Origin of the sequence: Mesorhizobium sp. M0437 (assembly GCF_040321335.1) — a bacterium.
Lineage (GTDB): Bacteria > Pseudomonadota > Alphaproteobacteria > Rhizobiales > Rhizobiaceae > Mesorhizobium.
Genome location: NZ_JAMYRK010000210.1, coordinates 1 through 1,318 on the forward strand (window position 1 = coordinate 1; position 1,318 = coordinate 1,318).

The window sequence follows — 1,318 nt, forward strand, 5'->3', positions numbered from 1 at the left end:
GCGACTCAGTCGCACAGCAGTAATTTCAGGCAGCCAGCGCCGTCTCGACCAGGCTCACCCAGTAGCCGATGCCATAAAGCAGGGCTTCGTCGTTGAAATCATATTGCGGGTTGTGCGCGGCAGCGGTCGGACCATTGCCAAGGTTAATGTAAGCGCCCGGCCGCGCCTCCAGCATGTAGGCGAAATCTTCCGATCCCATCCTTGGTCTGATGTTGTCGTCCACAGACGCGGGCCCCACGAGATTGCGTGCCACCTCAATCGCCATGTTGGTTTCGGCCGCGTGGTTGACGGTGACGGGCTCTAATCGTCGGTGCTTGAACTCCACATCTCCGCCAAATGCGCGCGCAATGCCTTGGGTTGACGCTAGGATCTGTCGTTCGGCGAAGTCCCGCAAGCTGGGCGAGAGGCTCCGCACCGTGCCGGCTATTTCGACATGTTCTGGGATGACGTTGTACGCCGTGCCGGCGTTCAGCTTGGTAACAGAAACAACGAGCGACTCGAGTGGATCCGTGTTGCGCGAGACCAAGGTTTGCAGGCCGACGATGATCTGGGCTGCAATAACAATCGGATCGACGGTCTTATGAGGGCTGGCCGGATGGCCGCCCCTGCCCTTCACGATAATGTCGAATTCATCGAGCGCGCCCCACATAGGGCCATGGCAAATGCCGAATTTGCCCACCTCCATGCCCGGCTGGTTGTGCATGCCAAAGACCTTGGAGATGCCAAAACGGTCCATGATTCCTTCCTGGACCATCCTCTGGCCGCCCCGTCCATCTTCTTCCGCGGGCTGGAAGATCAAGGCGACGGAGCCCTTGAAGTTGCGCGTTGCCGCAAGGTATTTCGCCGCGCCCAGCAGCATGGCTGTGTGACCGTCATGGCCGCACGCGTGCATCTGGCCCGGTATCTGCGATGACCAGGGCTTGTTCGAGGCTTCGAGGATCGGCAGGGCGTCCATGTCCGCCCTCAGCCCGATCGTCGGCCCGTCTCCGCCTTCGCCCAGAGTCAATGCCACGATACCGGTTTCAGCTATGCCCGTTTCGATGTGATTGATGCCGAACGAAGCCAGTTTCTCGGTCACGAACCTGGCCGTGTTGTCTAGTCGATAGCCGAGCTCGGGATGTTGGTGGAGGTAGCGGCGCCACTCGGTTGCCTCAGTCTGCAGATCGCGAAACGTCTCGACGCTGTGCATCTGTCATTCCCAGATTCGGCCCTATTGGCCACTTGGCGCGTTAATTTAGTCGAGTATCAATCGCGCGGCGACTTCCGTCCAACACAGTTTATCTATTGTCATCATCTAGAAATGAGATGGAGGCTAAGC

1 protein-coding gene is annotated in these 1,318 nt (G+C 58.9%); it reads right to left on the reverse strand.

Annotated features, from left to right (window positions below):
* Positions 1 to 25: 25 nt before the first annotated feature.
* Complete coding sequence (locus NKI72_RS35025) at positions 26 to 1,189, reverse strand: M20 aminoacylase family protein (protein WP_352757292.1); 1,164 nt, start codon at positions 1,187 to 1,189, stop codon at positions 26 to 28.
* Positions 1,190 to 1,318: the final 129 nt, after the last annotated feature.

Excerpts from the sequence above, each read along its gene's own strand:
- NKI72_RS35025 (WP_352757292.1), bottom strand. The coding sequence starts at position 1,189 with ATGCACAGCGTCGAGACGTTTCGCGATCTGCAGACTGAGGCAACCGAG.